The following is a 6,825-nucleotide window of genomic DNA, read 5'->3' on the forward strand; positions in this document are numbered from 1 at the left end:
CTGGTAGCCACCGGACCAGGAGGCGACGGTCCTGAACTGGGCGGTGCCGGTGCCCGGTGCCTGCACCGCCCAGTTCAGGACCGTCGCCTCCTGGTCCGGTGGCTACCAGGCGGAGGTCACCGTCAAGAACACCGGTACCGGCCCGCTCACCGGCTGGAACGTGTCCTGGGACCTCGGCGGTTCCACGGTCAGCAGCCTCTGGAACGGCTCGCCGACCGTGTCCGCGGGCCGGGCCACCGTCCACAACGCCGCCCACAACGGCGCCCTGCCACCCGGTGCCACGACCTCGTTCGGCTTCACCGCCAACGGTCCCACGGGCACGCCCGCGACGCACTGCGCGGGCTCCTGATGCACGACCCCCACGTACTCCCGAGGAGGGCACGTTGAACCGTCCGTCCCCATCCGGCGCCAGCCGTCCGCGTCTGACCCGCCACCGACGCACGTCCGTCGCGGTCACGCTGGCCACCCTGCTGCTGGGCGCCGTCGGCCAGCTCACGGCGCAGCCCGCCGCGGCGGCGGAGGCCCATGTCGACAACCCTTTCGCCGGCGCCGACTTCTACGTCAATCCCGACTACGCGGCCCGCGTCGACACGTCCATCGCGCAGACCTCCGACGCCGCCCTCAGGTCGAAGATGGAGCAGGTCAGGAACCACCCCACGGCCGTCTGGCTGGACCGCATCGCCGCTCTCCACGGCGGCGAGGCCAACGCGGGCCGCAAGAGCCTGGCCGACCACCTCGACCTGGCCCTCGCGCAGAAGAAGCCCGGCCGTCCCATCACCGCCACGTTCGTCGTGTACGACCTGCCCGGCCGGGACTGCGCGGCCCTCGCCTCCAACGGCGAACTGCCGCTCACGGAAGCCGGCCTGGACCGCTACAAGAGCCAGTACATCGACGTCATCGCGAACGTCTTCAAGAACCCCAAGTACCAGGACGTCCGCATCACCACCGTCATCGAGCCGGACGGCCTGCCCAACCTGGTCACCAACAGCGCCGACGCCGAGTGCGCGCGAGCCGCGAGCAGCGGCATATACGTCAAGGGCGTCCAGTACGCCCTCGACAAGCTGCACGCCCTCCCCAACGTCTACACCTACCTGGACTTCGCGCACTCCGGATGGCTCGGCTGGGACACCAACCTCTCCAAGACCGTGCAGCTGTACACCGACACCGCCGAGGGCACCGCGGCCGGGACCAGCAGCGTCGACGGGCTGATCACCAACGTCTCCAACTACACGCCGCTCGACGAGCCGTTCCTCACCGACCCCGGCAAGAACGTCGGCGGCACCCCGGTCAGGGGCGGCAAGTACTACGAGTGGAACCCCAACTTCGACGAGGCCGACTTCACGAAGAACGTGCACAGCGCCCTCGTCTCGGCAGGCTGGCCCGCCTCCACCGGCATGGTCATCGACACCTCCCGCAACGGCTGGGGCGGCTCCGCCCGGCCCACCGCCGAGAGCACGAGCACCACCGTCGACACCTATGTCACCGGGTCCAAGACCGACCGCCGTACCCACCGTGGCCTGTGGTGCAACGTGAGCGGCGCCGGCATCGGCGAGCCCCCGCAGGGCGCCCCGGCCGGCCGGCCGGACTCCCACCTCGACGCCTTCCTGTGGGTGAAGCCGCCGGGCGAGTCCGACGGAGCCAGTGAGGACATCCCCAACGACGAGGGCAAACGCCAGGACCCCATGTGCGACCCGGACTACACCGCGCCCAACGCCGGCAACAGCAGGACGGGTGCGCTGCCCGGAGCCCCGCTGGCCGGGCACTGGTTCCACGACCAGTTCGCCATGCTGGTGCGCAACGCCCACCCTGCCGTGCCCACGGACGGCGGCGGCGGTCCGGGCGGCGACACCACCGCCCCGACCGCGCCCACCGGCCTGCGCGCGACCGCGAAGACGGCGAGCAGCGTCTCGCTGGCCTGGACCGCCGCGACCGACGACCGCGGCGTCAGCGGCTACGACGTCTACCGAGACCAGATGAGGGTCACCTCGACGCCGGTCACCGGCACGACCTACACGGACACCGGCCTGAGCGCGGCGACGGCCCACAGCTACTCGGTCCGAGCCCGCGACGCCGCCGGCAACGTCTCCGCGGCCTCCACCGCCCTCACCGTCACCACCGAGTCCGGCGGTGGCGGCCCCGACCCGACGGGCGGACTCGTCGTCCGCTACAAGAACAACGACGCCTCCGCCACCGACAACGCGATCCGCCCCGGACTGCGGATCGTCAACCCCGGCAGTACGACGGTCGACCTGACCAAGGTCACCGCCCGCTACTACTTCACCCGTGACGGCGGCTCGCCCGACGTGCGGGCCTGGTGCGACTACGCCGCCGTCGGCTGCGCCCACGTCCAGCTCAGGGTCGTGCCGCTGAGCACGGCCGTGGCGGGCGCCGACGCCTACCTCGAAGTCGGCTTCACCGACGGCGCGCTGGCCGCCGGCCTGGACACCGGCGACATCCAGCTCCGGATGGCCAAGTCGGACTGGTCGGCCTTCGAGGAGGCCGACGACCACAGCCGTACGACCGCCACCGCCTACACCGACGCCCCGGCCGTTCCCGCCTACGTCGCCACCACACTCGCCTGGGGCACACCGCCCGCCTGATCCACGCACCTCCACCCAAGATTCTCCCGCCCGTCCGGCGGCCTTCTCCCCGGACGGGCGGGGGCTCCATCACCTGACGGTGCACCCCGAAGGAGACAAGCGCGACCACGACACGACCCCCACACAGGCACAGGAGACACCATGGCTCGACGCAACAACCGACTCGTATCCCTGGCGGCGGCGCTACTGGCGACGCTGCTCGGCGGACTCGGTCTGGCCCTGATGGGACAGGGCGACGCGCAGGCGCACGGCGTCACGATGACGCCCGGATCGCGGACCTACCTCTGCTATCTGGACGCCAAGACCAGCACCGGCTCCCTGGACCCCACCAACCCGGCCTGCCGGGCCGCGCTCAACGAGAGCGGGGCGACCGCGCTGTACAACTGGTTCGCCGTGCTCGACTCCAACGCCGGTGGCCGAGGCGCCGGTTACGTGCCCGACGGGAAGCTGTGCAGCGCCGGTGACCGGTCGCCGTACAACTTCACCGGCTACAACGCGGCGCGCTCCGACTGGCCCCGGACGCACCTCACCTCCGGCCGGACGATCCAGGTCAAGCACAGCAACTGGGCGGCACACCCGGGGTCCTTCCGGGTATACCTGTCCAAGCCCGGTTACTCGCCCGCCACCGAACTGGGCTGGGACGACCTGGAGTTGATCGACACCGTCACCAACCCGCCGCAGACGGGCTCACCGGGTACCGACGGTGGCCACTACTACTGGAACCTGAACCTGCCCTCGGGCCGCTCCGGCGACGCGGTCATGTTCATCCAGTGGGTGCGCTCGGACAGCCAGGAGAACTTCTTCTCCTGCTCGGACATCGTCTTCGACGGCGGCAACGGTGAGGTGACCGGCATCCGGGGCTCGGGCAGCACACCCACGCCGACCACCACGCCGACCCCGACTCCTACGCCCACGCCGACCTCGACCCCGTCCGACCCGCACACCGGGTGCATGGCCACGTACACCGTGACCAACTCCTGGAGCGGCGGCTTCCAGGGCTCGGTCGAGGTCATGAACCACGGCACGACTGCGCGTGACGGCTGGGCCGTGAAGTGGACACCCGGTGCCGGCACCAGGATCAGCAGTGTCTGGAACGGTGCGCTGGCCAGCGGATCCGACGGCACCGTCACGGTCGCGAACCTCGACTACAACCGGACCGTCCCGCCGGACGGCAGCGTCACCTTCGGGTTCACCGCGACATCGACCGGCAACAACTTCCCGGTCGGCTCGATCGGCTGCGTCAACCCCTAGCAGCCGGCCGAGGCGGCGCCGGCTCCCGGACGGGGGAGGGAGCCGGCGCCGCTGTGCGGGTACGGCGCGGACGCTGCCGGCGTCGACGGGTGCTGCGGCCGCGGACGAAGCCGGGCCGTCATCGCGTCATGCGGGTACTCCGGCCTCGTCCATGACCCTGGCCATCTCACCCGGCGGCAGGGCCGGGTTGGCGCCCGCGCTGGAGGCCAGCTCGGGCAGGGCGAGGGACTCGACGAGCCGGGGGAGTGGCAGGCGCGGGTCGCGGGCCGCCGCCTGGCGCGTCCAGACGTCCGGGTCTTGGCTGAGCCGCTCGATCAGGTCGGGGCCGGCGGCGGGGTCGCGGACCGCCAGTTGGCGGTAGACCCCGTTCGGGTGGTCGGCGTAGCGGGCGGCGAGTCCCTCGCGTGGGAAGCGGGGGTGGCCGGTGGCCATCCACGCGGAGAACGTCCCGCCGAGCCGTGCGTACACGCTCATCAGGACCTCCTGCGGGGTGTCGGGGTGATGTATGGCCAGGTGGGTGTGCACGACGGCGTCCGTGCCCTTGGCCAGAAGCCGCAGGAGCCCGGGTGACAGATGAGGACTGCGGGCCGCGGCGCGGCGCAGCAGAGGGTGGGCGGAGGTGGCGGCCCGGTGCAGCACACCCTGATCGGCGATGCCGGCCGTCACCCAGTCCACGTCCTCCCGGTCGAACGGGGAGACGGTGAAGTCGATCGCGGTGCGGCGCTCATCGGTCAACTCGGGCCGGAGGGAGACGGCGAGCCGTACGCCGTCGTCGGGGTCGACGGCGAGTCGGTCCACGAGGTCGGCCGGCAGGGACGGATTGCCGGCGAGTTCGGCCAGGTGGACGCCCTCGGCAAGGAACCGCTCGGCGTCGGCACGGTCGAGAAGTCCTCGGCGCAGAGCCGTGGGCAGGGCGGCGGGGTCGCGGAGCAGTGCTGCCGTGAGCCGGGCGTCGTGAGGACATGCGCACAGCGCGGCAGACCGGCGTACCCCGGGGTCGGGATCGTCGAGCAGCGTGGCGCGTTCTGCCGCCGTCAGGTCGGCCCAGACGCGCAGGGCGGCGCATCGTGCGGCCGGATCGGGATGCCGGACCAGGGAGGCGAGGAAGGACGGCGTCAGGTGGCGCGAGTGCAACAGCGCGTTCCGTACGCACGGTTCGGGGTCTTCGAGGAGACGCCCGCACACGGCGTCCGACAGCGGACGGACCTTCGCCCGGTGATCGTGGATCAGGTCGGGTCCCTCCGCGACGGTGGCCCGCACCTCGGGCGAGGGGTCGTCCGCGAGCCGGGCCCGCTGCTCGGGCTCCGCCTGGCCGCTCCGCGCGAACGTGACGCGCGTGTACAGGATCGGGTGGGTGAGGAGTGCCGCCACGGCCGGCTCGGGCAGCCCCGGCCGGTGGAGGGCTTGGAAGGGCGGACCCTCGCCCCCGCCGTCGAAGGCGATCAGCCGCAGCAGCAGCGGCGTGGGAAGGGCCGGGTTGGCGGCGACTCCGTCCAGCGCGGAGGAGTGGAAGGCGACCATTCCCAGCTCCCCGACCCCGTCGCTTCGCGCGCGCGTCCTTCGGGCACCTGCGCGGCATCGACCGCTCGGGTCGACGGCCGCCATCCTGCCACGCAGCGGACCGCCTGTGCATGTGATCAACGAGAGCGCACACCACGTCAGGTGGCTGCGAGACCGGGCGCTCGCAGCATGCCGTCAAGCCCCGACCAGCGGCCCGCGCCACCACGGGGGCCGAGAACACCGAGATCTTCTGTCTCACAGCCAAGGACGAGGCAACCGCCGACCGCGCTGCGGAGAACCTGCGCTCGGTCGTGGCCGAGGAGTCACCGACCTTCGACGGCACGACGGTGACCGTCGGGAAGGGCGACCAGCCCGTCGTGCGGGCCGTCGCCCGACACCGGCGCACAGCGGGCGGGCCGGCTGATCCTCTCCGACACCGACCTGTGGATGGCCATCGGCCCCTCAGAGTTCTGAGGAACCAGGAACCGTGGGCCACGCCGCACGGGGGATTCAGCGCAGTCGGCGTACGCGCAGCACCACGTCGTCGGTGTGGTGCGCGCCGGCACCGCCGTCGGGTGCCACGCGGGGCCGTTGCTCGTCCACCTCCGTCTCCCAGTCGTCGGTGAGGAGTTCCGCGATCATCGAGGGCCAGACGTAGTCGGCAGGGTCGAAGCCGCTGTCGTGTGCCTGCTGGGCCTCCATTCCCGCGTGGTGCACCACCAGCAGGACGCCGCCGGGCGCGACGGCCGCGAGCAGCGCCCGCTCGGCCGTGGAGTCGGGGGTGCGCAGCAAAGCCGGGTACTGCGCGGAGACCAGGTCGAAGGAGGCCGGCGGGAGTACCGCCTCGGTGAGTGCGGCGTGCACCCAGTGGATGGCGAGGCCCGCGTCCCGCGCGTGCCCGGCCGCCCGCTCCAGTGCCACACCCGAGACCTCCAGCGCGGTCACCTCCCAGCCGCCGCGTGCGAGCCAGACGGCGTCCGCGCCCTCGCCGCAGCCTACGTCGAGCACGCGCCCAGGGGTGAGCCCGGCGACCTCGGCCACGAGTGCGCCGTTGGGCCGGCCGCTCCACAACTGCTGTCGGTCGGCGTACCGTTCGTCCCATTCCGCCTGCACCGCGGGGTCTCCGAGGTATCCGCCGGAAGGCGAGGGGAGGTCGGACGCGGGTGATCCTGCTGCGATGTTGTCGGTCACCGGCCCACCGTCGCCCACCACCTCCCGGACCGCCACTGTTGTTGCCGGTCCGGCAAAACGGCGCCCCAGGTGCCTCGCACGCGTTTCGGCGGTCACGTCGCCCGCGGACGTAGTTTCGCCGCGTACCGCGCTCAGGCCACAACGCCCTGCTCGAGCCGTCGTGCCTGTGGGATGATCGGCCGCATGATCGAAGCTCCAGTGCGGAAGGGCGTCTTCCGCCCCGCCCGATGACGTGGCCGGAGGAGGCCGTGGCCGACGGTACCGCCACGACGCCCGCCCACCC

5 protein-coding genes are annotated in these 6,825 nt (G+C 72.1%); 3 read left to right on the forward strand and 2 right to left on the reverse strand.

Annotated elements, in window-relative coordinates; genetic code table 11:
- Positions 1 to 43: 43 nt before the first annotated feature.
- From P1P75_RS38160 to P1P75_RS38170, 3 genes are all read left to right on the forward strand, one after another.
- Positions 44 to 349, forward strand: a complete 306-nt coding sequence (locus P1P75_RS38160) for a cellulose binding domain-containing protein (protein ID WP_319264063.1) — start codon at positions 44 to 46, stop codon at positions 347 to 349.
- Between the two features lie 124 nt (positions 350 to 473).
- Positions 474 to 2,600 carry a glycoside hydrolase family 6 protein gene (locus P1P75_RS38165; protein WP_319264071.1) on the forward strand — a complete coding sequence of 709 codons (2,127 nt, stop codon included), beginning with the start codon at positions 474 to 476 and terminating at the stop codon, positions 2,598 to 2,600.
- A gap of 141 nt (positions 2,601 to 2,741) precedes the next feature.
- Positions 2,742 to 3,851, forward strand: a complete 1,110-nt coding sequence (locus tag P1P75_RS38170; RefSeq protein WP_319264065.1) for a lytic polysaccharide monooxygenase — start codon at positions 2,742 to 2,744, stop codon at positions 3,849 to 3,851.
- Positions 3,852 to 3,977: 126 nt separating this feature from the next.
- On the opposite strand, the gene P1P75_RS38175 is transcribed toward P1P75_RS38170, so the two are convergent.
- Positions 3,978 to 5,372 carry a Mucin-2 gene (locus P1P75_RS38175; protein WP_319264067.1) on the reverse strand — a complete coding sequence of 465 codons (1,395 nt, stop codon included), beginning with the start codon at positions 5,370 to 5,372 and terminating at the stop codon, positions 3,978 to 3,980.
- A 489-nt stretch (positions 5,373 to 5,861) separates the two neighbouring features.
- Positions 5,862 to 6,542, reverse strand: a complete 681-nt coding sequence (locus tag P1P75_RS38180; protein ID WP_319264069.1) for a class I SAM-dependent methyltransferase — start codon at positions 6,540 to 6,542, stop codon at positions 5,862 to 5,864.
- Positions 6,543 to 6,825: the final 283 nt, after the last annotated feature.

The sequence above is a fragment of the Streptomyces sp. ID05-39B genome, assembly GCF_033794725.1.
GTDB classification, from domain to species: domain Bacteria; phylum Actinomycetota; class Actinomycetes; order Streptomycetales; family Streptomycetaceae; genus Streptomyces; species Streptomyces bobili.

Excerpts from the sequence above, each read along its gene's own strand:
- P1P75_RS38175 (WP_319264067.1), bottom strand. The coding sequence starts at position 5,372 with ATGGTCGCCTTCCACTCCTCCGCGCTGGACGGAGTCGCCGCCAACCCG.
- P1P75_RS38170 (WP_319264065.1), top strand. The coding sequence starts at position 2,742 with ATGGCTCGACGCAACAACCGACTCGTATCCCTGGCGGCGGCGCTACTG.